The 23,419-nt window shown below is 46.6% G+C and carries 16 protein-coding genes and 3 pseudogenes; 13 read left to right on the top strand and 6 right to left on the bottom strand.

Annotated features, from left to right (window positions below):
- Window positions 1-5: 5 nt before the first annotated feature.
- From ygfZ to xylB, 6 genes and pseudogenes are all read left to right on the top strand, one after another.
- Window positions 6-1,055: a CAF17-like 4Fe-4S cluster assembly/insertion protein YgfZ gene (gene ygfZ / locus QUA42_RS08195; RefSeq protein WP_333136716.1), complete on the top strand. Its 1,050-nt coding sequence runs from the start codon at window positions 6-8 to the stop codon at window positions 1,053-1,055.
- Window positions 1,056-1,228: 173 nt separating this feature from the next.
- Window positions 1,229-1,606: a hypothetical protein gene (locus QUA42_RS08200; protein WP_333136717.1), complete on the top strand. Its 378-nt coding sequence runs from the start codon at window positions 1,229-1,231 to the stop codon at window positions 1,604-1,606.
- Between the two features lie 104 nt (window positions 1,607-1,710).
- Window positions 1,711-1,920 (top strand): annotated as a pseudogene (locus QUA42_RS27660) (mannitol dehydrogenase family protein); the annotation flags it as partial.
- A 262-nt stretch (window positions 1,921-2,182) separates the two neighbouring features.
- Window positions 2,183-6,007 (top strand): annotated as a pseudogene (locus QUA42_RS27665) (PAS domain S-box protein); the annotation flags it as partial.
- A gap of 78 nt (window positions 6,008-6,085) precedes the next feature.
- Window positions 6,086-8,116, top strand: a pseudogene (locus QUA42_RS27670) (ATP-binding protein); the annotation flags it as partial.
- 21 nt (window positions 8,117-8,137) lie between these two features.
- A complete protein-coding gene (xylB, locus tag QUA42_RS08210; RefSeq protein ID WP_333136721.1) occupies window positions 8,138-9,580 on the top strand; it encodes a xylulokinase in 1,443 nt (480 codons plus the stop codon).
- 800 nt (window positions 9,581-10,380) lie between these two features.
- Here xylB and QUA42_RS08215 read toward each other — a convergent pair.
- Together QUA42_RS08215 and QUA42_RS08220 are read right to left on the bottom strand one after the other, a co-directional pair.
- Window positions 10,381-11,199 carry an FkbM family methyltransferase gene (locus QUA42_RS08215; protein WP_333136723.1) on the bottom strand — a complete coding sequence of 273 codons (819 nt, stop codon included), beginning with the start codon at window positions 11,197-11,199 and terminating at the stop codon, window positions 10,381-10,383.
- Between the two features lie 286 nt (window positions 11,200-11,485).
- Window positions 11,486-11,992, bottom strand: coding sequence for a hypothetical protein (locus QUA42_RS08220; RefSeq protein ID WP_006634121.1), 507 nt, complete (start codon window positions 11,990-11,992; stop codon window positions 11,486-11,488).
- A gap of 137 nt (window positions 11,993-12,129) precedes the next feature.
- Between QUA42_RS08220 and QUA42_RS08225 the strand changes: the two genes are divergently transcribed.
- The 5 genes from QUA42_RS08225 to QUA42_RS08245 all read left to right on the top strand — a co-directional run bounded on the left by QUA42_RS08225 (window position 12,130) and on the right by QUA42_RS08245 (window position 17,987).
- Window positions 12,130-12,372, top strand: coding sequence for a hypothetical protein (locus tag QUA42_RS08225; protein ID WP_333036071.1), 243 nt, complete (start codon window positions 12,130-12,132; stop codon window positions 12,370-12,372).
- A gap of 313 nt (window positions 12,373-12,685) precedes the next feature.
- The gene (locus tag QUA42_RS08230; RefSeq protein WP_333136726.1) at window positions 12,686-13,768 is read left to right on the top strand and encodes an ATP-dependent 6-phosphofructokinase; all 1,083 of its coding nucleotides are present in this window, start codon (window positions 12,686-12,688) and stop codon (window positions 13,766-13,768) included.
- Window positions 13,769-14,043: 275 nt separating this feature from the next.
- Window positions 14,044-14,466, top strand: coding sequence for a thioesterase family protein (locus tag QUA42_RS08235; RefSeq protein WP_333136728.1), 423 nt, complete (start codon window positions 14,044-14,046; stop codon window positions 14,464-14,466).
- A 250-nt stretch (window positions 14,467-14,716) separates the two neighbouring features.
- Window positions 14,717-16,165 carry a slr1306 family protein gene (locus QUA42_RS08240; RefSeq protein WP_333136730.1) on the top strand — a complete coding sequence of 483 codons (1,449 nt, stop codon included), beginning with the start codon at window positions 14,717-14,719 and terminating at the stop codon, window positions 16,163-16,165.
- A gap of 340 nt (window positions 16,166-16,505) precedes the next feature.
- Window positions 16,506-17,987, top strand: a complete 1,482-nt coding sequence (locus QUA42_RS08245) for a DUF697 domain-containing protein (protein ID WP_333136732.1) — start codon at window positions 16,506-16,508, stop codon at window positions 17,985-17,987.
- A 191-nt stretch (window positions 17,988-18,178) separates the two neighbouring features.
- Here the strand turns inward: QUA42_RS08245 and QUA42_RS08250 are convergent, their stop codons facing one another.
- Together QUA42_RS08250 and QUA42_RS08255 are read right to left on the bottom strand one after the other, a co-directional pair.
- Window positions 18,179-18,868: a hypothetical protein gene (locus QUA42_RS08250; protein ID WP_333136734.1), complete on the bottom strand. Its 690-nt coding sequence runs from the start codon at window positions 18,866-18,868 to the stop codon at window positions 18,179-18,181.
- 135 nt (window positions 18,869-19,003) lie between these two features.
- Complete coding sequence (locus QUA42_RS08255) at window positions 19,004-19,846, bottom strand: TlyA family RNA methyltransferase (protein WP_333136736.1); 843 nt, start codon at window positions 19,844-19,846, stop codon at window positions 19,004-19,006.
- Between the two features lie 263 nt (window positions 19,847-20,109).
- On the opposite strand from QUA42_RS08255, the gene QUA42_RS08260 reads away from it, so the two are divergent.
- Window positions 20,110-20,307, top strand: a complete 198-nt coding sequence (locus QUA42_RS08260; RefSeq protein WP_333136738.1) for a hypothetical protein — start codon at window positions 20,110-20,112, stop codon at window positions 20,305-20,307.
- A gap of 238 nt (window positions 20,308-20,545) precedes the next feature.
- Here QUA42_RS08260 and apcB read toward each other — a convergent pair whose 3' ends face one another.
- Window positions 20,546-21,055: an allophycocyanin subunit beta gene (gene apcB, locus QUA42_RS08265; protein WP_293258696.1), complete on the bottom strand. Its 510-nt coding sequence runs from the start codon at window positions 21,053-21,055 to the stop codon at window positions 20,546-20,548.
- Between the two features lie 340 nt (window positions 21,056-21,395).
- On the opposite strand from apcB, the gene glnA reads away from it, so the two are divergent.
- Window positions 21,396-22,817 (top strand): type I glutamate--ammonia ligase, encoded by a 1,422-nt coding sequence (gene glnA / locus QUA42_RS08270; RefSeq protein ID WP_333136740.1) that lies wholly within the window; start codon window positions 21,396-21,398, stop codon window positions 22,815-22,817.
- Window positions 22,818-22,926: 109 nt separating this feature from the next.
- On the opposite strand, the gene QUA42_RS08275 is transcribed toward glnA, so the two are convergent.
- On the bottom strand, window positions 22,927-23,406 hold the full coding sequence (locus QUA42_RS08275) for a hypothetical protein (protein ID WP_333136742.1): 480 nt from the start codon (window positions 23,404-23,406) through the stop codon (window positions 22,927-22,929).
- Window positions 23,407-23,419: the final 13 nt, after the last annotated feature.

The following is a 23,419-nucleotide window of genomic DNA, read 5'->3' on the forward strand; positions in this document are numbered from 1 at the left end:
ATCTTATGATTCAGGAATTGCACGACATTCAAGCAGCGGCCGGTGCTACTTTTGCAGAGTTAACAACCAAAGAAATTGTGCCAGTCAGTTTTGGTAACGACGCAGAAGCGATCGCAGCAACGAAACAAGGTGCGGCTTTGTACGATCGCACTCACTGGGGACGCATTCAAATCTCAGATAGCGATCGCCTGCGGTTCTTGCACAATCAAAGTACCAATAACTTCAATATACTCAAACCCGGTCAGGGTTGCGACACCGTTTTCGTGACTTCCACCGCCCGGACGATCGACCTCGCCACCGCTTACGCTACAGAAGATGCCGTACTGCTTCTAGTTTCAGCCAACCGCCGCCGCCAACTGCTGGAATTGCTCGATCGCTATATTTTCCCAATGGATCGCGTCGAGTTAACAGATTTAACCGATACAACTGTTGCTTTCAGTTTGCTCGGCCCGGAAAGCACTCAACTATTAAAAAAAATCGGAGTTACCGAACTTGAAAATCAACCTTACGCTACTCACAAATTGATAAACTTTGCAGGTATGGACATCCGAGTGGCGGTTGGTAGCGGTTTAGCAACTCCCGGATACACGTTAATTGCCCAAGCTGGCGATGCAGCCAACTTGTGGAAGGAATTAGTCAAAGCTGGGGCCGTACCGATGGGCGATCGAGTTTGGGAACAACTGCGAATCGAACAAGGACGCCCCGCACCCGATTTTGAACTCACAGATGATTATAACCCCTTAGAAGCACGTCTTTTACACACGATTACCTATGACAAAGGCTGCTACATCGGTCAAGAAACAATTGCCCGGTTGAACACCTACAAAGGAGTCAAACAGCAACTTTGGGGCGTGCAGTTGAGCGGTGCGGTTGAACCCGGAACAGCAGTCACCATCGGAGAGGAAAAAGTCGGCAAACTCACCAGTTTTACCGAAACTGAATCCGGCTTTTTTGGTCTTGCTTACATCCGCACAAAAGCGGGCGGCCAAGGACTGAAAGTGCAAGTCGGATCGGCGTCAGGGGAAGTAGTAAATGTACCTTTTTTGAGTTCGTAGTTGCGATCGATTGCCTCTTGGCGTCGTAGCGCCCAAAACTTTTTTGTTGAGGTTGATTCAGGTGAACGTTAACGCAATAAATTGACACGAAGTCCTATCTTTAGATAGATTTGCAAACAAACAACAGCAATTATTCTGTATTACAGTCTTCACAGAAAAAACTGAGTTTTTCAATGAAAAATTTTACATCGCGCTTCGTTAAAACTTGCCTGCGAGTAGGAATAATCTTTGCTGTAGGAATAGCGCTAATTTTTAGCTCCGAGCTTGAGTTGTCGGGCAACAAAATGCAAGCGATCGCTACACCTTTAACTCCTGAAGCTAAGTCTTACGACGTGGCCCGTCCCGATCGGCCGGTAACAACAGATATCGAGAAGGGGGGAAATGATGCCGTTGACAATATCCGAGAAAAGCTGAATCTCGACCAACCCATTGCCCCCAGTACCAAAAGATTTATAGAATCAGTAAAAAGTAACGTGGGCGAAGCAGTTACGCCTGCACGGGAAGCAGTAGAAAAAGCTACAGATCCAGGTAGTAGCGATCGAGCCAACTAATTCAATCGCATCCAATTTTCAAATATCATATTCTTAGTCCGCCTGCGCGGACTTTGTTTGTTTAGTAGCGATTTCCCGATCCGAATCATGGAAGGGATGATGAACAAGGGCAACCTATTCCCATTGATGACCCATTAGCAGAGCTCCTCACTCAACGCGCCAGTTTGAGTGAATTAGATCCCAGACCATTACTCAGCCTATCTGAAATTTTTGGAGATTTAGTACAGTCGCCACGTTTCGTTGAGGCTATTGCTGACCAGTTGCGTAGTCTGCATGAGTTTGGTGCTAAAGGAACGCTAGCCCGATTGTCGTAGGCACCATCCGCATCCTTGAGGAAACTTATTTGACACTGCTACGGCTGCACTACGTTAAAGCCCTGGGATTATCCCGTCTAGCCCAACTCTATGTCTACGAGTGCAAAGGGAAATTCAGCAGCCTGTACAGCGCAATATTATTTATTGAGGTCATTCTTTCCTATCTTCCCTCTGACGAAAGCATCTATCTTAAGGCAGATTCTCCTCAGTGAGTAACTCAGGTTCAATGGAGAAGACCGTGTATGCCTACGGATGGATATTCATGAAACGCGACGCCACAGGCAAGTTTGTTAGCAATTGGAACTCGGAGACGAAACAACGAGTTAGCGTATCTCTTACCAATACAGCATGGCGATCGCTCGATAAAGAGGCATATAGGCGAGGAATTTCTCGCTCTGAAGTCATTGAACGCTTTGCCCGCACTCTTGAAGGCGAACAGTTGTTCTGTACCCAAGAAACTGAGGGCAAGGTAGCAACGATTCTTGAAAGCATTACGGATGCTTTTGTCGCCTTCGATCGCGACTGGCGCTACACCTACGTGAATCGGGCGGCCGCTAAAATCCTGCACAAAACGCCAGAAGAGTTACTGGGCAAGCACGTTTGGAATGAGGTTTTTCCTGAGTTGGTCGGTGGAATTGCCTATCGGGAACTACATCGGGCAGTGGCACAACAGGTTCCTGTTTCCTGGGAAGAATTTGGGGAACCTATCGAGTGTTGGTTAGAGGCGAATGCCTATCCGTCTCCAACAGGGGTAGCCGTTTATTTTCGAGATGTGACCGATCGCAAGCAAGCGGAGGCAGAACGAGAACGGTTGTTGCATCAGCTTGAAATTGAACGCGCCCGATTAGAAGCCGTTTTGCGACAAATGCCTGCTGGAGTAATGATTGCCGATGCGGCATCTGGTAAATTAGTTCTGGCGAACGAACAAACCAAGCAAATTATTGGGTATGGCTACGAACAGTTGCTTGAGCTTGAGGAATATCCACCCATTATTCCATCTGAAATATTTCGCTTAGATGGTCAGCTCTATGCCCCTCATGAGTATCCATTGGTGCGATCGCTAAAAACAGGTGAGGTTGTTACCAACGAAGAGATAGAAATCCATCGAAATGATGGTAGCCGCATTTTTATTAACGTCAACTCAGCACCAATTTTAGATAACCAGGGGCAGATTGTTGCAGCCGTTGCTATCTTCCAAGACGTGAGCGAACGCAAACGTGTAGAGCAAGCCTTACGCGAGAGTGAATCGCAGCTACGAGGTTTATTTGATGCAAATCTCATTGGCATTATTATTGGCGATTTTCAAGGCAATATTCTGGAAGTCAACGAGGCTTGGCTTGCCACTTTAGGCTACACGCGAGAAGAAGTTTTATCGGGAGAGGTAAACTTCCTTGAGATTACTCCACCGGAGTTTCGGCATTTAGACGAGCAAGCAATGGCACAGATGAAACAAGTTGGTCGCCATGCGCCGTTTGAGAAAGAATACATTCGTAAAGACGGTACTCGCGTTCCCGTCTTGGTGGGAACTGCCTATCTAGGAGAACCCGATGATTTGGGACTAGGATTTGTAATCGACTTAACAGAGCGCAAACGCTTGGAATTAGAACTGTGGCAGCGAGAACAACAGTTCAAAATGCTGGCTGAAAATGCCCCGGATATTATTACCCGAATTGATGCAGAGTTTCGCCATCTTTATGTCAGCCCTTCTGTAGAACGGGCCACAGGTATTCCATCAGAGCAATTTGTTGGCAAGACTAATGCCGAGCTAGGAATCGCAGAAGACATCTATCGTGTTTGGCATGACAGTTGGCGGCAAGTCTTTGCAACAGGCTCCGAACAGACGATTGAATTTAAGTTTCCGACTTCTTATGGTATTCGATGGTATCAGTCGCGTATTGTCCCTGAATTTGCTCCTGATGGCTCCGTAGAAACGGTACTGGGGATTACTCGTGATGTGACCGATTACAAACAAGTTGAACAGGCTTTACGAGACAGCGAAGAACGCCTGCGGTTAGCAGTTGCAGCAGCGCAGATGTTTGTCTGGGATATGGATTTGCAGACCAATCAGATCGTGTGTTCTACCAATGCTCTAGACGTTTGGGGTGTTTACAAAGGCACAGGAGAAGAGTTTTTTGCGCTCATTCATCCAGATGATCGACAACGGATGATGCAAGCGGCCCAAGGGGCAATTCCTGGAGAACAGTCCTACGTGCAGGAGTATCGGGTCATTAGTCCAGACGGCGTTGTGCGCTGGCTCAACAGTCAGGGGCGAGTCTATCTGGATGACACGGGGCGAGGAGTTCGTATGATTGGCGTTTCGGTTGACATCACCCCACGCAAACAAATAGAAGCAGAGCGCGATCGCCTTTTAAAACGAGAACAAACTGCCCGACGGTCAGCAGAAACCGAACGCAAGCGGTTGCATGACATCCTGATGCAATTGCCTGCCATGATTGGCATTGTTAAAGGTGCCGATCTTATATATGAATTTGCCAATCCAACTTATCTGCAAGTAGCTGGGCGCACTTCAGACATTATCGGTAAATCAATGCGGGAGCTTTTCCCGGAGCTAGAGGGACAAATTTACTTTGAAGCCCTCGATCGCGTTTACCGGACGGGAGAACCGTTCATTGGGAATGAGTCGCCTGCTTACTGGGATCGGAACGGCGATGGTGTGTTGGAAGACGGATTTTTCAACTACATCTTTGCGCCTTGGCGGGATGCTGAGGGAACCATTCAGGGCGTGTTGATTTATAACATGGAAGTAACAGCCCAGGTACAGGCAAGGCAACAAATTGAATCACTGCTGGCAGAGCTACAGGAAAAAGAACGACAGCAGCAGTTTTTGATTGAACTGAATGATGCGATTCGTGCCATTCAAGACTCGAAAGAAATTATGTGGCGAGTGGTTAGCTCCGCAGGAGAGCACTTCAATGTCACCCGCTGTACCTACGGTGAAATTGATTCTACTCAGGAATATGTCATCGTCGATCGCGATTATTGCAATGGTGTAATCAGCATAGTGGGTAGACATCAAATGGATTCGTTTGGCCCTGAACTCATTGCTGAATTAAAGCAGGGCAAAACTATTGTCGTAGATGATGTCGATCGCGATCCTCGGACTGCCGGATCGGGGACTGCTACCTTTGACGCAATTCAAACCAAATCTCTCCTATGTGTTCCATTGGTGAAAGAAGGGCGATTTGTTGCATTATTGGTGTTGCACCATGTCTCTGTTCGCCACTGGACGGAGGAAGATGTGGTGCTGATGGAGCGAATTGCTCAAAAAACCTGGCTCGCCGTGGAGCGATCGCGAGCAGAAGAGAAATTGCGCGAAAGTGAAGCCCATCTGCAACTAGCAGTAAAAATTGGACGCATGGGAACGTGGGACTGGGATATGCAGACCGGTGCATTGCTTTGGTCAGAAGGACACTTCACCATCCTGGGTCTACAACCGAATGAGTGCGAACCGGGCTATGAAGTTTGGGCAAGTCGGGTTCATCCGAATGATTTAGCAGAAGTTGAGGCGAAACTTCAGCGAGCCATAGCTCAGAAAAAAGAGTATCACCATGAATATCGCCTGTATAGGTCAGATGGCTCGATTCACTGGGTCGAAGCGAGAGGACAGTTTACTTATGATTCTCAGGGAAATGCCAAGCACTCGATCGGCGTCGTCATCGATATCACACAACGCAAGCAAGCAGAAGAGGCGTTGCGTCAAGCTCTACAAAAGCTCAACTTCCATGTTGAAAACTCTCCAATGGCAGTCGTTGAATGGGATCGAGAATTTCAAATCATTCGGTGGTCTGCTGGTGCAGAGCGCATTTTGGGCTGGAAAGCCGAAGAAATCATGGGCAAATCTTTAACACAGATACCTTTTGTCTTTGAGGAAGACTTGGAAACGGTGGCTGAAGTCTGCCAACGGCTGGTCTATGGTGAAGAACCCCATATTTTTTCATACAACCGCAATTACACCAAAGATCGCAACCTTGTGCATTGCGAGTGGTATAACTCCAGTCTCAGGGACGAATCGGGACGGATGGTTTCGGTGTTATCGCTGGTGCTGGATGTGACGGAGCGCAAGTATGCAGAACAAGAACGAGAACAACTGTTAGAGCGCGAACGCATTTCCCGTTCTCAGGCAGAAGCCGCACAGCGCCAACTGGCAACTATTTTTGACACGTCTCCGGTTGGACTTGCCCTGTTAGATGCCGAGCAGAGATTTATTGCCATTAACGAAGCATTAGCAGAAATTAATGGATTAACCCGCGAGCAACACTTAGGCTATTCAATTCCAGATCTTTTTGGTCAGTCCGATCCAAAATTAGTTGAACTCTTCCATCAGATTTACACCACAGGAAATCCTTTCATTTCACCCAACTTTGCAGTGAATGTTCCCGGACGCAGCGATCGCCGTCCCGGTTACTACAACGTTTACTATCTTCCGAACCTTAACTCCAATAACCAGGTTGAAGGCGTTTTAGTTTATGTAGTAGATGTGACTGAGCGCGTCATATTAGAGCTTGCTCAACATTTTCTCTCTGAGGCAAGTGCAGTGCTGGCTTCCTCACTCGATTATCAAACCACTCTAGAGCGAGTCGCGCAGCTTACAGTGCCGGAATTAGCGGACTGGTGTACGGTTCACATGATAGAAGAGGATGGTTCTATCGAGCAGATTGCAGTTGCTCACATTGACCCTGCCAAACTGCAATGGGCATATGAGATTAGAGACAAGTATCCACTAAACCCGGATGACCCTCGCGGTGCTGCCTTTACACTGCGAACCGGGCAACCTGATTTGCTGGCGGATATTCCCGATGAACTGTTGGTACAGGCAGCGCGTGATTCAGAGCATTTAGAGATGCTGCGGCAGGTTGGATTCAGCTCTGTAATGACGGTGCCACTACGAACTCAGGCACGAATTCTAGGGGCCATTTCCTTTATCTCAGCCGAATCTGGACGACGGTATACCTCAGCAGATTTGCAACTGGCAGAGGAACTGGCTCGTCGTGCTTCTTTGGCGATCGACAATGCTCAGTTATATCGGTTAGCTCAACGCGATCGCGAAAAAGCAGAAGCTGCTAACCGGATTAAAGACGAATTTTTAGCCGTATTATCCCACGAGTTGCGATCGCCCCTCAATCCGATTCTGGGCTGGACAAAATTGCTACGAACTGGGCGATTAGATGGCACAAAAACGCAGCAAGCCCTGGAAACGATCGAACGCAACGCCAAGCTGCAAGCCCAATTAATTGAGGACTTGTTGGATGTCTCGCGCATTCTGCAAGGAAAAATGACGTTAAACGTCGCTCCTGTGCATCTAGCGGCAATGATTGAGGCTGCACGGGAAACGGTACGACTGGCAGCCGAAGCCAAACACATTCAAATCCAGACCACATTTAATCCTATTTCAGGAACGGTTTCAGGCGATACCAATCGCCTCCAACAAGTAGTCTGGAACCTCCTCTCCAATGCTGTGAAGTTCACCCCAACCGGAGGACGAGTCGAGGTGCAACTAGAGCAGGTTGGTATGTATGCTCAGATTCAAGTCAAAGATACTGGAAAAGGCATCAAACGAGACTTCTTACCCCATGTGTTTGACTACTTCCGTCAAGAAGATGGTACAATAACCCGACAATTCGGCGGATTGGGATTAGGGCTGGCGATCGTCCGTCATTTTACCGAACTGCATGGAGGAACCGTTCAAGCAGACAGCTTAGGACAGAACTTAGGGGCTACATTTACCATCCGGCTACCGTTAAACATCGTAGAGCCGGAACCCTCTTCTGATGACAGGCACCCAGAAAGTGCGACAGACTTAGCAGGTGTTCGGGTCTTGGTTGTGGACGACGATGCAGATATGCGGGAGTTGGCAGCATTCACCCTGATGCAATCTGGCGCACAAGTTGCCACAGCCGCTTCGGGGGTACAGGCGTTGGCCCTCCTGAATAAATCTGTCCCCGATCTGCTGTTATGCGACATTGGGATGCCAGATATGGATGGCTATGCCCTGATTCGGCAAATTAGAAAGTGGTCACCTGAACAGGGAGGTACGATTCCTGCGATCGCACTTACTGCCTATGCTGGAGAGATCAATCAGCAGCAAGCCTTAGCTGCCGGATTTCAGATACATATCTCCAAGCCTGTTGAACCTGAAGAATTGGTAAAAGCGATCGCCCGTTTGCTGAGACACTGAATGATTTGAGGATTAGCTATCATGCTGCTTGGTATAGATTTAGGAACAGGCTCTGCTAAGGCATTGCTCCTAGCGACAGACGGAACCACTATAGGTGAAGCATCAAGCTCTTATCCCGTTCATTCACCCCACCCTGGATGGGCTGAGTCGGAACCAGAAGATTGGTGGTTAGCTGTTGCCTCGGCTGTTAGGAAGGCAGTGGGAGATCGCGCTGATGGGGTACAGGCGATCGCACTTTCAGGACAAATGCACGGCGTTGTCCTAGCTTCGGAGTCGGGTCAGCCCCTGCGCCCTGCTATCCTCTGGGCAGATACTCGCTCTAGTGCCACGCTTAACACTTATCATTCGCTCGATGCCGCTATTCTAGAGCGCTTAGGCAACCCGATTACGGCTGGAATGGCGGGTCCAACTTTGTTGTGGCTACGAGAACACGAGGCTACTGTCTACACCGAAGCGCGTTGGGCACTCCAGCCAAAAGATTGGCTGCGGTTACGGATGACTGGAGAAGTTGCCACCGAACCATCTGATGCTAGCGGTACTTTGCTTTACGATGTTGTGTCGGACAACTGGGCTGGGGATGCAATCGGGGCGCTGAATCTACGTGGTGATTGGTTACCAAAAATTATCCCCTCTAGTGCGATCGCAGGCTACCTAACAACTATTGGTTCAGAGCATCTTGGCTTACCTGTTGGCTTACCCGTTATCGCTGGTGCTGCGGATACCGCAGCGGCAGCGCTTGGTAACGGACTACTAGAGCCTGGATTGGTTCAACTAACGATCGGTACAGGCGCTCAAATCATTACACCTCGATCGCAACCAATTATCGATCGTCATGGTCGTACACATCTCTATCGAACCGCCCTACCTAACCAGTGGTACACCCTTGCAGCAATGCAAAATGCCGGGTTAGCGCTGGAGTGGGTGCGAGGTATCCTCGGCTTGAGCTGGCAGGAAGTCTATACTAAAGCGTTTTCTGTTCCCCCAGGATGTGAAGGGTTGACATTTTTGCCATACCTCACGGGTGAGCGCACTCCACACCTTGACCCTCATGTACGTGGGGCATGGGTGGGGCTTGGACTTCATCACACACAAGCGCACCTGATGCGGGCGGCTTTAGAGGGAGTTGCTTTTGCCTTGCGACAAGGTTTTGAGGCTCTTGAGGCAACAGGTTTTAAAGCGACAGAACTGCGTTTAGCAGGCGGTGGAACTGCAGAAATGCCTTGGAAACAATTACTGACTGATGTATTGAGAATACCCCTCTATGCAACTACATTTGCTGCTGCTTCCGCGCGTGGTGCTGCTCTACTGGCGGGTATAGGAATTGGCATCTACGCAGATGCTAATGACACGAGCAAACTGGCAGCCACACCAACGCTTGCTGCAAGTCCGCAATCAGTTGATCCCACCCTAGAAGAGGCTTGGATGCGATATCAAGCGCTTTATCCACGACTTAAAAACATCTGATCAGCATTTTATAAAAGTAATACTTGAGTCTTTATCAAGATTTAATTCTCATCCTTTATAAAGGGTCACAAAAATTATTGAATACTATATAAAAGACCTGAATTTTATTAAAAATCCTCAACTCTAAGTCTGGAAGTTAAACATTTTAAAGCTTAGTAAAAACTATAATAACCAAATGATATATAAGACTGATTAGCTGGTATTAACCTTTTGACGAAGTGGTTTAAAGTTGCTGCTGAAAGTAGTGTTGAATAGTCATCCGTAAGTAGAGAATGGAAAAGTGCTTCAAAGGATAGGACATCTACTATATTTTGACAGCAATACCTTGCAATAAAGAACTACCATTGAAAGCCTCCACTGGTTGATGGTTGACAGCTTCGACCGCCAGCAACTCAACGATTCACAACAAAAGCGCCTTGGGATTAATTGTGGTAGTTGACACTCCCCCGTCACAGCGTAGCTTGACGGGGAATGCTTCCTTCACAGCTTGATGCCAAGTAAAAGCAGTGCCTTTACTTGGTCTTACTCTAGCTCCAGAAGCTAGGGAGGTATGCCCTACGTCTCAAATCCGTAAACCTTGATCTCTAATGTTTTTAGCTGCATTGATGTTTCTATCATGGTGAGACCCGCATTAAGGCATTCCCACTTTCTGATATCCAATGAAAGCCAATTTACAGCAGATTGCAAGCTTATAGATGACAACAGCAGCATTTAGAAAACCAGTTTTTTAGGTGTTGAGGATTAATTAAATCAAGTACGAAGTGCGACCCGGATTTAGTATCAGATGGAAGCAACTTGAGTTAAATGATGACATAATCTTCGCCCACAACAGCTTCAGTGACCTGCGGTTCCGGCTCTATTGGGTCGCTGTAATGAGTGTCAATGTATTTCATGTAACTTTCCCGATAAGCTTTGAGATGCGAATTAAGTGCTTCGAGATCCTGCTCTCCTGTCGCGAAACCTTTCTCTCTTCTGAAGTGACCGGATTCCTTCACAAAAGCCATGTCAACTTGCCACAAAGCCTTATCAATCGGGCGATATGACAAATCAACAATATCGTAAGCTGCGAATCCTTGGGACTTCATAAAACTCATTACATCATACATCTGACCGAACAAAGTAACTTCTACAATTACATATTCAGTCTGCTGCAAAATCTCAGTTGCGCCTGCTAAAACATCTAATTCCTGTCCGTCTACATCAACTTTAATTAAATACGGGCCTGGCAAATTTCTTTCCCCGCATATTCCATCCAGGGTAATTGCTGGTATGTTTCTCAAATAAGGATTGCTGCTATCAGTAACGCGATTTTCAGAAAGTGAAGAATGCACCATACCGGGACTGACGTTGAGGGTGAAAACTCCCGCTTCTTTGCTCGCCGCAGCGATAATGTATTCTGCACTTTTGAGCTTGCGGCAAATTTTGGCCAGATAAGGTTCATTTTCGGCGATTGGCTCAATTAGCAAATGTCGCGAATTGGGGAAAGTTTCGTAAAGGTTAAAAGTTCCCAATGCCGCGCCGACATCAATCACAGTTTTGGGTTCAAAACCTAACTGTTTAGCCAGCAGCAAGCTGCCTGACATCGAGTTTCTGAGAATTCCTGTTTGTTGTTGGTTCACAATTTTTTCCAGATTTCAATGTGGACAAACTTAATATTATGTCTTGCAGCAGAGTTATTGTATGTGCGAATAAAGAAACGAAGCAATGGCAAAACTCGGCGATTGCTTCGTTTCGGCTCGCAATGACAGAAATAGGTTTAAACTCAGATGTGGCACCATTGTCAATAAGCTTTTTATGAACAGGCAAGATGCCTGTTGCGCAATATACATTAAATTTTCTTGTGGAACAGGCATCTTGCCTGTTCTTGAGAATGGTGCAAGATGTGAGTTTAAACCCAACCTGCTACTATTTCGCGGATTTCTGCGCCTTGTTTTCGGGTTCTACAGATTGCAAAGCTTCGTCGAGAATTGCCCGTGCTTCTTCGGCTTTACTTCTAGCTTCTCGATAGCGGACATTAGCTTGAGCGAAGTTTTTGAGAACCTTGAAACCATCTTTCAAACGACCAATTTCCTCGGCAGTCACAGCCTCATCTGTAAACAAAATGTCGATCGCCGCCCGGATTTTGAGTGCTTCTTCGCGGGATTCCATGACTTTCAATTTGAGACTTGCCAAATTGCTCAAAATCTGGACGGCTTCAGTAATCGCGTCCTCGCCTTCAGACGCAGCATCTTCGATATCCTTAACTTCAACAAACTGCTTGGGCCCAAATCCCTCCACGAGTTCCGTAGGCAGCTTGCCCTCATCCATGAGATCCATCAGCCGATCCATCGCTTCTTCCCGGGCTTTGGCTGAATCTTTCCCCTTGACAGTTAAAATAATTTCGGGGCTTTGAGGAAGTGTATAGCGAACCATATTTTGACAGCCTGTGCGCGAAAACAATTGAATGATATTTTATCTTTATTCGATCGCCAGTTGCAGCTATCAATCTGCTCCATTACCAACCGCTTGCCAAAACTGGACACATATACACTCAAAAGGAACCCTCGACAATGAAAGATAAATTTCTTAACTTGCTTAACTTGATTTTAGTAGCTGATGTGTTTTTCGTCTTTGCCATTTTTGGGTGGTTTGTGATCGCAGTAGCAGGTCGATCGACTGGGGTGAATCTCGGTTTTGATTTGTGGTACAGTCTCTGGCAGCCCGTATTTAATCCCGCCCTAGGAATTCTTATGGGCGGTGCTATTCTCAGCGGTATAATTAACCAAGTTTCTAAACGTCTCAATCCGAAGTAAAATTGATGTTTTGTTGGAGACGGTGATTGGCGATGCTACTTAGTTGGCGATCGAACTTGTGGGATGCGTCAGAGATGAGGCACTCCATTAGGTCGATGAAGCTTGAAAATACATAAGTAGTCAAAAGTGAGTGAAAAGCTCCCTGAATGAGCGATATCTTATGAAAGCAATCACAAAAGTTATGATAGCTTTACATTCTGTTACAGAGTAAAGTTTATTTTCGCCTACCTATTTACGTCGAAAATCAGGATTGGGCGATCGGGATCTAAAAATATCAACTCATATTCGGAGTAACAAAAGTCGGGCATTAATTATGGGAGAACAAAAATGTATCGGTATCCTCACCAGCGGGGGTGACTGTGCAGGCTTAAACGCAGTTATCCGAGCCGTTGTCCACCGCGCAACGGGAACTTACAATTGGAAAGTGATGGGCATTCGTCAAGCCACCAAGGGATTGATGAGTCGTCCGCCTCAAGCAATTCCCTTGGATATTGAGAAAGTAGACTCGTGGCTCACCATTGGCGGTACGATGCTAGGCACGACAAATGAGGGCAACCCTTTTGCCTTCCCGATGTCTGATGGGAGTCTACGCGATCGTTCTGAGGACATTATCGAAGGCTATCATCAACTAGGTTTGGATGCCTTAATCGGCATTGGTGGCGATGGCAGTCTCGCCATTCTCAGGAAGATTGCTCTACAAGGCAATTTGAATTTAGTTGCTATTCCTAAAACTATTGATAATGATGTCGGAATTACTGAGCGTTCTATCGGTTTTGATACGGCTGTCAATATTGCTACAGAAGCACTAGATCGCTTGCATTTTACTGCGGCTAGTCACAGTCGCGTTATGATTGTTGAAGTCATGGGACGCGACGCTGGACATATTGCGATCAGTGCCGGAATTTCTGGGGGAGCTGATATAATTCTGATTCCCGAAATCCCTTACAAAATTTCCCAAATCTGTGCCCAAATTCAAGAACGCCAAGACCGGGGAAAAAACTACTGTTTAATTATAGTAGCGGAGGCAGTTCGTACAGAAGCAGGCGAGTTAGTAATGCACACAAATCGCTTAGGTCAAAGTCGATTAGGGGGAATTGGTCAGTATTTAGCTGATACAATTTCTGACTGTAGCGGTGCAGAAACTCGCGTCACCGTTTTGGGACATACTCAACGCGGGGGAACTCCTTCACCGCTAGAAAGATTAATTGCTTCGGCTTTTGGCGTGGCAGCAGTTGATTTAGTTGCCGAAGAGAAATACGACTGCATGGTATCTTGGCAAAAACGGGAAGTGGTGAGCGTTCCTCTGGAAGATGCGATCGCCAAATACAGACCTGTAGAGTTCAATGGTACTCTGGTTAAAACGGCCCGCGGTTTAGGGATTTGTCTGGGAGACTAAACAATTACCCGTCCGATTTCTCAAAGATTTAGTCCGGGACGCACTCAGAACCAAGAAACCGGGTTTTTCAACCAAGACTTAGGGTTTTAAGCCAGTGTATTGTCATAAAAAAACCCAGGTGATGACCGTCTGTGCTTCCAGGACTAAGATTAACCTGGAAGCAGTGACGTTTCAACTATTGAGTGTAACTTGCAATCAGTTCCGAGCGAGTATCGACCCAGAGTGCGATCGCACTCGGAACTACAAAATACCGCAACAAGTGGAAAGGTGAGAAATTGACACCATTTACTACAGAAATTAGAGTGCGACATTATGAAATGGACGCCCTCGGTCACGTAAATAATGCTGTTTACCAGCATTATTTAGAACACGCTGCGATCGAACATTTAGAACACTTGGGATTTACACTCGATCGCTACCGGGAACTGGGCGGCGTCTTTGTAATGCGGCGGATAGAGATTGACTATTTGCGATCGGCAGCCTCGGGCGATCGATTGGAGATATCTACTTGGATCGAACAAATGCGCGGCCCGCGCGCTGTCCGCCGCTACGAAATTCGCTTAGCTGGAAGTGACGAAATCTTGTTAAAAGCAGAGGCGCTTTGGGTTTGGGTAGAAGTTACCACCATGCGACCGCGAGCAATTCCCAAACAAATAATTGATATTTTTGAAGCGCAGTTTCAAGCATTATCAAAATAAAGCAAAAATTAACTATTCTGTTGGCAACATCCTGTAAAAATCTATGGGTTTCTAATGAGGGCTTCAGCCCTTCATTCCCTCTTTGTAGAAGTACAAAAAGTTGATTGTCGCCCGGGCCGCAAATCCTGATCGCAAAAAGTCGGATCGCCCGCCTGCCAGTTTGGATGCCACAGAGGTACGATGGAATAGAGGGAGGGAGGCCAAGCCCGGTAAGGTTAAGCTTGGCGACAATACCCACAGGAAGGGAAAAATGACACTTAACTTGCGGCGACCGATTTTGATAGGCGGAATAGGACTTTCAGCAGCACTGTGGCTGCTGGAAACTCTACAGCATTCGGGTTCAGAAATGGGCGAAACGGCACTCATCGGCTTGGCGGCTGCCGGTGCGGGGTATTGGTGGTGGAAGCAACAATCCCCCAAACTAGAACTCGCACTCCCGCAACCCTTGGCCAACAGGGAAGCAGCCGAAAAAGGGATCGCGGCTTCAGAAACCGCAATTAAATTGCTGGCTTCAGAAGCTCCAAACTCTGCCGATCCTGCTAATCTAACAGCAAAGCTCGATCGGCTCAGAGCCGAATTAGACAGAGAAGATTTACGGATTACCGTAACTGGCGGCAAAGCTGTCGGCAAAACAGCCTTAATTCAAGTTTTAAATTCTAATTGGGCATCTCAACACCCGCAAAAGCTTAGTTTACAAGAAACCGCAGCGCTGTTTGCTAATACAAATGCCGATGCCAAAATCGGCGGTGATTTAGTGCTGTTTGTGACAGCCGGCGACATCACAGATTCCGAATTTAAAACATTATCTCAGCTAGCGTCCGCCGGTCAGCGCGTGCTGCTAGTCTGGAACAAACAAGACCAATATTTACCAGAACAGCAGTCGCAGGTTTTGCACTCTTTGCAGCAGAAAATGCAAGGAATATTGGGGACAGAAGAGATAATTGCGATCGCAGCTTCTCCCAATTCTATTAAAGTGCGCCGCCACCAAGCGGACGGCACAGTTCAAGAACGGATCGAAAATCAAGTTTCTCAACTCGACGGGCTGACGGAAAGATTGACTAAAATCTTAACTGAAGAACGGCAACAGTTGGTCTGGGCGAGTGCAGTGCGCGAGGCTGCAAGTATCAAGCTAGAGGCAAAAGCCTTATTAAATGCAGTCAGGCGCGATCGGGCAATTCCCATTATTGAACAATATCAGTACATCGCCGCCGCCACCGTGTTTGCTAATCCGGTTCCCGCTTTAGACTTGCTAGCAACAACCGCCATCAGCACCCAACTCGTAATCGATCTCGGCGCTATTTATCAGCAACAGTTTTCCTTAGACCAAGCTAAGACAGTAGCGGGTACTTTAGCTAATCAAATGTTTAAATTGGGATTAGTAGAACTGTCTACCCAAACTATTACTGGACTGCTGAAAAGCAATGCCGTCACCTATGTAGCAGGAGGCGCGGTGCAGGGAATTAGTGCTGCCTATTTTACCAGAATAGCAGGACTGAGTTTAATTGAATATTTCCAAAGTCAAGAACTGGAAAATGCTCCCAAAGGCATTTTCAATCTCGAACAGTTGACTAAAACTTTGCAAGCAGTCTTTACGCAAAATCAGCAAGTTTCCTTCTTGCAATCTTTCGTCAACCAAGTGGCGAGTCGCCTTTCATCTCAGGTATCTGGGCCCGAAACCGTTAAGTCGGCGGTCAATTAGAAGTAGTCCAGCATCTGATGTTGTTACATTCGGTCGATCGCCCATGATATCCGTAGGGACACGGCAGTGCCGTGTCCTAGCTGCAGCCCATTAAGAAACGGTTAATTTAGCGGTCAATTACAATTAGTCCAGCATCTGATATTAAATCCGGTCAATCGCCCAGGATATCTGATATTAAATCCGGTCGATTGCCCACGATATGCGTAGGGACACGGCACTGCCGTGTCCCTACCTAATTTCCCAATAAAAAATTATAAATTTATGAAAAATTGTATTAAAATAAGAAATAGGATTTATAATTCGACGATCAATTATACCTGCTTAAAAAAGCCGATCGCCAATGGCTGACAATTCCCTTCAAGAAAATCGCTTATCTCTTGCCCGTGCCAGTTTGCGCGAAGCCCTGGCGCGCTATTCCCACCTGCGCCAAGGGAAAAAAAACTCGAATAATACAGAATTAGAAGCGGCGCTGCAATATCAGTTAGATATCTTAACTTCCACCTCAGAAAAACTAGACCACAACATAATCCGCATTGCTACTTTCGGCTTAGTCAGCCGTGGCAAGTCAGCCGTATTAAACGCGCTTTTAGGTCACAAAATTCTGCAAACAGGCCCTCTCAACGGCGTGACTCAGTGGCCGCGTTCCGTGCGCTGGAGTGTGCCTTTATCCTTCCTGGACAGCGAGGAATCCCCCCAACCCCCCCTTGGGAAAGGAGGGGTGCAAGTAGAATTAATCGATACTCCCGGACTTGATGAAGTTGGCGGCGAAGTGCGGGGCGAAATGGCGAAACAAGTAACTCGCCAAGCTGACTTAATTCTGTTTGTCGTTGCAGGCGATATCACCCGGACTGAATATCAAGCACTGTGCGAATTGCAAACAGCTCAAAAACCGGTAATTTTAGTTTTTAATAAAATAGACCTTTATCCAGAATTAGACAGAAAAGCTATTTTCCAAAGTTTGCAAGCGCTGGCAAATTCTGAAGAGTTAGCAGCCGCTGCGGTAAAAGAGGAAACAGATAGCGAAAATTTGTCCGAACCCCCAAACAACTCCTCAGATAAATCTACTGCAAAATCACCCGCTAAAACTTCCAAATCTTTAGAAATAGTTATGGTAGCTGCCGAACCAGCGCCGGTGCAAGTGCGGGTGGAATGGTCCGACGGAAGAGTCACTTACGAATGGGAGTCGCCGCCCGCGCAGATAGACGAACTAAAAAATAAAATTCTCACCATTCTTAACAGAGAAGGTCGATCGCTCCTCGCTCTAAATGCTTTAGTTGAAGCTAGAGATGCCGAAGCAAACATTGCCCGTCACGTTCTCAAATTGCGACAAACAGAAGCCGAAGATTTAATCTGGCAATTTGCAAAATATAAAGCTTTGGCTGTCGGTTTAAATCCAGTGGCATTCTTGGATGTAATGGGAGCAAGTGTCGCAGATTTAGCCTTAATTCGCTCTTTATCCAGACTTTACGGCTTACCCATGACTGGTTACGAAGCCGGGAAACTTTGGCAGACTATTTTCTCCAGTGCTGGCGGCGTACTTTTGGGAGAATTGGGTAGCAGTTTTCTGTTGGGATTTGGCAAAAGTGCAGCGGCTGCGGCCCCGCACATCGGCTTTTCTACTTTTGCCGGAGTTGCTGTCACTCAAGCTAGTTTAGCAGCTTATGGAACCTACGCTGTCGGTCGCGCCGCCCAAGTTTACTTAGAAAAAGGCTGCACCTGGGGCCCCCTGGGACAAGATACGGTAATTCAAGAAATTCTCGCCACTATCGAGCGTAATACAATTATCGATCGCTTGCAGCAAGAGTTTAAAATTGGCAATTAAAAATTGCCCTAATAGTTGAGTAGGGTACGTCAGCAGATGGTTATTTGTGAATAATCCAAAAGCTAGGATCTGACGCACTCTACTGCTTTTATTCTTATACAATTTTCAAGAACAATGCAACTTTAGGTAAGCTTCCAACCACGATCTTCATCAGTGATTCCCAATTATTTAATCGAAAATCGAAAATCGTATTACCGTCTCGCGATTCTAACACCTTCCCTAAAATGGGCGATCGTCGCAATTACCGCTATAGAAAAGTAAAATATTCTAATCAGCCAAAAACAAACCCGCATTGACCAAGAAACAATAGTCGGAGCAATACCTGTGAACTGTACAAATCTGGAATTAACTTTTTTTTCAAAGCTGTCGAGGTCTTTCATCTCCGATTGTTTCGTCGGAATAACGGGAAACTGACCCGTATATACGTAATAACCGATAAAACCAGGCAATCCTACTTTTCTATTCAAAAATGAGTTAGTTAAGGTTGCAGTTTGCGGAGGCGATAATTTATCCGATTCTTCCACTTTGTCCAGCCAAGAATTATATCGAATGGCTGGCGTAATCATGAAAACTAAGGGAACTATAACTATCAACAAAGCAGCACTAATTTTGCGACCGTATTGAGGGTGTAGAAGCCTTGTCGCCACACCCACTCCCATACCGATAAAAGCAAATACCAATATATTTAATAGTTCAATAATTTCGATACCCCTCAACAAATCGCCGATAATCAGAATTGTATATAATAATTTGTCTGCCAGTAGCAAAGCGGCCCACTTGATGAGAATTGAAACGCCTACAATAGTAGCTACAATCGCCACATACCCGATGCCACCTAGAACGTAAAGTAAAATTGAACCGGCTTGTTTGAATGATTGCATGGAATTATTCACTAAGTGAAAGTTTAGGAGTCTGATTGACAAAAATTATTTAAAATTTAGAGCAATCTGGAGTTCCAAATTTGATTTTTAAAATAGATTAGCTTGACATCTTGAAATCAATCTAAAATCTACAATCTACACTCGATCGACAAGTTCCCGCGCGGCTGCTTTGGTGACTTGTGCGATCCGTTCCTTCACAACATCCTCTTCGATCGCCCTCGGCTCTGGCTCCTGTTCGCGATCGATCCCCAACCATAAAAGATACTCGATATTACCTGCCGGGCCAAGTAAAGGCGACCACGTTAAGCCACGTTCCTGCCATCCTAAAGCTGTGGCTGCCTTCCACACTTGAAAAATCGCATCAGCTTGAGTTGCTGAGTCTCGCACTACGCCTTTTTTCCCGACTCTCTCGCGCCCTACCTCAAACTGCGGTTTTACCAGCAACACCGCTTCTCGCGGTGGTACCAACAATTCCCACAGCGCGGGTAAAATCTTATCCAGGGAAATAAACGACACATCTACTACCGCCAAATCTGCTGGCGCAGAGTCGGCGTAAAGCTCAGTAGCAGTCATGTACCGCAAATTGGTGCGTTCTTTCAAAATTACCCTCGGATCGTTACGCAAGCCCCAATCTGCTTGACCGTAGCCAACATCTACGCCATACACTAGCGCGGCCCCGGCTTGCAGCAGACAGTCGGTAAAACCGCCTGTGGAGATCCCGCCGTCGAGACAAATTCTGCCTGCAACGGGAATCGCAAAAACTTCTAAAGCTTTGGCTAATTTGTCGCCGCCTCTGGAAACATAGCGCGATCGCTCTTTAATCTGAATTTTTGCTGCAGTATCGACCTCAGTGCCCGGTTTGTCAACTACCTGTTGGTTGATGGAGACTTTCCCAGTGCGAATCAAGGCCTGAGCTTGCTGTCTCGAACTGCACAAATCTAGGCTGACCAATAAAGTGTCTAGTCGCTGTTTAGCCAAGGTTTTTAATCTGTACGGATAGGGTTAAGAACAGTACCAGATTAGCACTTACGCACAAGCCCGACTGCTAATTTTTGCCGATTATTTTGGTTTTGAGATCATCACGGGGCGATCGCCTCACCTCACATTATGTGACTGAGATCGCTCTGAGTGTGTAGTTTTATCACAGATCTACAGTCATAGAATCACACAAAAATTTTGGCTGCTAGCAGATGATTTATCTGGAGCTAAAAGCGCTACAAATACCATCAGGGCGATCGACCATGAAAACAATTAACTTTCCTATCAGAAATCCGGGCAATTGTCAAGAAAATCCCCTCGCCTTCCTGAGCGGTGACATCATCCACATTCTTTACCCCAATGGCGAAGTAGAAGCAACAACCACCGCACAAATCGCTCTGCGCCAAACCAAAAATCCCCTTGACAAATGCCTCGTCTGGGGATGTGTTGACGATTTTTAGCACCAGTTTCAAACAAGAATGCAATTATAGGGAAGATCCAAACCCTTAATTCATAAGTCATTCCCAATTATTCAAATTTTAATCTATAATTTTTAATCGGAAATCTTTAATCTAAAATTGTATAACCCATAAAAAAAGATCGCTTGGAGGCTGTGAGGCCAAAAAAAGCGATCAATCTAACTGCTGCTAACTGCCAGCCATAAGTGCAATTTGCTGCTAAAAGAACTAGCAAATTGACTTAAATATCTTGTTCGCTCAATTCGCGAATCATGTAATCAAAAGGCTGATCCAAAAAAGGCCCCACAGACAAGCCAGCAGCTTCCACCTGAGCCTTAACCATCTCCTTCATAATGCTAATCCCCATCACCGTCGGGCCAATGGGAACGCTTAGAGAATTGTAAGTTTCTCGCAAACCTTGCAGCACGCGCTCGTCGAGCACGTCGGTACTTCCAGCCACTAGGGCGTAAGTAGCATAGCGCAAGTAGTAGTCCATATCCCGCAGACAAGCCGCGTAGCGACGAGTCGTGTAGGCATTTCCCCCGGGACGGATCAGTTCCGGCTGTTCAGCAAATAGCTGGATACCAGCTTGCTTGACAATTGCCGCAGCATTGCTGTTAATCGCAGCCGCCGCCTGTACCCGTGCCGTGCCCGTTGCAAAATAAGATTTCAACCGATCGATACCATCTCGGTCTAAATACCTACCAGCAACATCATAGTTTTCAATCAGGCTCGTCACTGCATCGCGCATAAGTTTCTCTCCCAAAAATCTTTATCAATACTTTGCTATCTGAGACAGACCGCCTATTGTAGACTACTACAAATCGGCGTTTGATTAAGATTTGAGATAGGATTTTCACGAAGGGTAGTCTATCCGTGGCAAACTGTCGTAAAATTTAGCCGTTTGCCTGGTATCTTCAGCCGAAAAATAACCCACAGGGCAAGAATCTCAAACTGCCCGGCCGCAGTGGGCCCCTATTTCAAAATTTTGTAGCCATAGATACAAAATAGTGGATACTGAAGGCCTACGATCGCCCAAACAGTCTGAAATCGGCCGATCGCCAAGACACAACCAATATCAGGAGTAAGTCATGTTCCAGACACCCCAAGAAGCCTTAAACTACATAAAAGAAAATCAAATCCAGATCGTTGACCTAAAGTTCATCGATATGCCGGGGATCTGGCAACACCTTTCCCTGTACCACGACCAAATCGACGAAACCGCATTCACAGACGGCGTACCCTTCGACGGTTCCAGCATTCGGGGCTGGAAAGCCATCAACGAATCAGACATGACGATGGTCATCGATCCGACCACCGCTTGGATGGACCCGTTCATGGCAGAACCGACCATCAGCTTCATTTGCAGCATCAAAGAACCCCGCACGGGCGAACCGTACAGTCGCTGTCCCCGCACCATTGCCCAAAAAGCCATAGACTACTTGCTTTCCACGGGTCTCGGCGATACAGCATTCTTTGGCCCGGAAGCAGAATTCTTTATTTTTGACGACGTTCGCTTCGACCAAACCCAAAATTCCGGCTACTATTACGTAGATTCGATCGAAGGTCGCTGGAATTCCGGCAAAGAAGAAGCAGGCGGCAACCTCGGCTACAAACCGCGTTACAAAGAAGGTTATTTCCCAGTAGCACCAACCGATACCTCTCAAGACATGAGAACGGAAATGCTGCTGACAATGGCAAAATGCGGCGTACCCATCGAAAAACACCACCACGAAGTCGCCACCGGCGGTCAATGCGAACTAGGTTTCCGCTTTGCCACTTTAGTACAAGCCGCCGACTACTTGCTGACTTACAAATACGTAATCAAAAACGTCGGAAAAAAATACGGCAAAACCATCACCTTCATGCCCAAACCGCTGTTTAACGACAACGGTTCCGGGATGCACGTTCACCAGTCGATTTGGAAAGACGGCCAACCTCTATTTGCAGGCGATCAATATGCTGGTTTCAGTCAAATGGGACTGCATTACATCGGCGGCATTCTCAAGCACGCACCGGCACTTTTGGCAATCACCAACCCCACGACAAATTCCTACAAGCGTTTAGTTCCGGGCTTTGAAGCGCCTGTAAACTTAGCTTACTCTCAAGGGAATCGATCGGCATCAGTGCGGATTCCGTTGTCGGGAACCAACCCCAAAGCCAAGCGGTTAGAATTCCGCTGTCCCGATGCCACATCCAACCCCTATTTAGCATTTGCAGCCATGCTGTGCGCCGGCATAGACGGCATCAAGAATCAAATCGATCCGGGCGAACCTTTGGACGTAGATATCTACGACCTTTCCCCTGAAGAATTGAGCAAGATTCCTTCGACTCCCGGTTCTTTGGAAGGCGCTTTAGAAGCTTTAGAAAAAGACCACAGTTTCTTAACTGAAAGTGGCGTATTTACCGAAGACTTCATCCAAACCTGGATTTCCTACAAACTCGACAATGAAGTCAACCCCATGCGGCTGCGTCCTCACCCCTACGAGTTTGCTCTATACTACGACTGTTAGAAAATTAAGAATTAAAAATTAAAAGTTAAAACTGGTAATTTTATCATTTTTAACCGGTGATTTTTAATTAATAAGAACGTCGCCCTTAAAAGCGGCGTTTTTTTTAAATTTAGAACTTCTGGATCAGCGCCCTAACTCTCCCGTTACCCGACACTATCTGAGCAACGCTGTGAGTAGTAGCACCCCTTGTAGCCTCAGAGACATCCTCTACAGCCCATTTAGTTGCTTTCTCATCAACAATAAATAAATCGTCAGCGGCAGTGCCTTCCTGAACCCGATATATCTTATTTAGAATGAAACGTGTCCTCGCCTCAGCTTTTGGTAGGCCCGTAACTTCATCAGGATCGATAGAGATGGCACTGCCTTCTTTTAATGTACCTTTTGAGTTGCTTAAATTGCGATCGTCCCTTTGACCAACCCGCACGCCGTGAAGCTGTAAATAAGGCTCTGTCTCAGAGATATCCCAGACAGCAGCAAGCGCCCCACTTTTTTCCAAACCGAGAACCGCTGCAAAAGCAGTCCAAATTAGCAAAAATTTGAAAGAATTCACCGTATTTATGCTCTTTTGTTTGTGAGATTCTGCACTCATTCTAAATTAGCCA

Origin of the sequence: Microcoleus sp. Pol11C2, from assembly GCF_036701505.1 — a bacterium.
Taxonomy (GTDB): Bacteria; Cyanobacteriota; Cyanobacteriia; order Cyanobacteriales; family Microcoleaceae; genus Microcoleus.